The organism is Paenibacillus diazotrophicus (genome assembly GCF_042610465.1).
Genome location: NZ_JBGJZN010000021.1, coordinates 1 through 1,686, shown reverse-complemented (window position 1 = coordinate 1,686; position 1,686 = coordinate 1). Strand labels below are relative to the sequence as shown.

Annotated in this window: 1 rRNA gene; it reads right to left on the bottom strand. The window is 53.0% G+C overall.

Features of this window, described 5'->3' with window-relative positions:
- Positions 1 to 1,686, bottom strand: a 23S ribosomal RNA gene (locus ACAN54_RS29875); the annotation flags it as partial.

Genomic DNA, 1,686 nt, shown 5'->3' with positions numbered 1-1,686 from the left:
TTCTACGGCTCCCACCTATCCTGTACAGATCGTACCCAAATTCAATATCAAGCTGCAGTAAAGCTCCATGGGGTCTTTCCGTCTTGTCGCGGGTAACCTGCATCTTCACAGGTATTAAAATTTCACCGGATCTCTCGTTGAGACAGCGCCCAAGTCGTTACGCCATTCGTGCGGGTCAGAATTTACCTGACAAGGAATTTCGCTACCTTAGGACCGTTATAGTTACGGCCGCCGTTTACTGGGGCTTCGGTTCACAGCTTCGGATTGCTCCTAACCGCTCCCCTTAACCTTCCAGCACCGGGCAGGCGTCAGCCCGTATACTTCGCCTTGCGGCTTCGCACAGACCTGTGTTTTTGCTAAACAGTCGCTTGGGCCTTTTCACTGCGGCCCCCTCGGGCTATTCACCCTACCGAGGCACCCCTTCTCCCGAAGTTACGGGGTCATTTTGCCGAGTTCCTTAACGAGAGTTCTTCCGCGCGCCTTAGAATTCTCTTCTCGCCTACCTGTGTCGGTTTGCGGTACGGGCACCTTCTCCTGGCTAGAGGCTTTTCTTGGCAGTGTGAGATCATGACCTTCGCTACTATAATTTTCGCTCCCCATCACAGCCCAGCCTTACGATGTGCGGATTTGCCTACACACNTTCTCCTGACTAGAGGCTTTTCTTGGCAGTGTGAGATCATGACCTTCGCTACTATAATTTTCGCTCCCCATCACAGCCCAGCCTTAACGATGTGCGGATTTGCCTACACATCAGCCTCACTGCTTAGACGGACATCCATCAGTCCGCGTCACTACCCTCCTGCGTCACCCCATCGCTCATAGCGGATTACGGTGGTACAGTAATTTCAAACTGTTGTNCAGCCTCACTGCTTAGACGGACATCCATCAGTCCGCGTCACTACCCTCCTGCGTCACCCCATCGCTCATAGCGGATTACGGTGGTACAGTAATTTCAAACTGTTGTCCTTCGACTACGCCTGTCGGCCTCGCCTTAGGTCCCGACTTACCCTGAGCGGACGAGCCTTCCTCAGGAAACCTTGGGCTTTCGGCGGATCAGATTCTCACTGATCTTTTCGTTACTCATACCGGCATTCTCACTTGTATGCTGTCCAGCGCTCCTTACGGTACACCTTCAACCCACATACAACGCTCCCCTACCCCAGATGCAAAGCATCTAGCCATAGCTTCGGTGGTGTGTTTAGCCCCGTTACATTTTCGGCGCAGAGTCACTCGACCAGTGAGCTATTACGCACTCTTTCAATGGTGGCTGCTTCTAAGCCAACATCCTGGTTGTCTGTGCAACTCCACATCCTTTCCCACTTAACACACACTTGGGGACCTTAGCTGATGGTCTGGGCTGTTTCCCTTTTGACAATGGATCTTAGCACTCACTGTCTGACTCCCGGCAAGAAGTTAATGGCATTCGGAGTTTGACTGAGCTTGGTAACCCTTGCGGGCCCCGCACCCAATCAGTGCTCTACCTCCACCACTCCATTCACCGAGGCTAGCCCTAAAGCTATTTCGGGGAGAACCAGCTATCTCCGAGTTCGATTGGAATTTCTCCGCTACCCCCACCTCATCCCCGCATTTTTCAACATGCGTGGGTTCGGGCCTCCAGTGCGTGTTACCGCACCTTCACCCTGGACAGGGGTAGATCACACGGTTTCGGGTCTACGTCCACATACT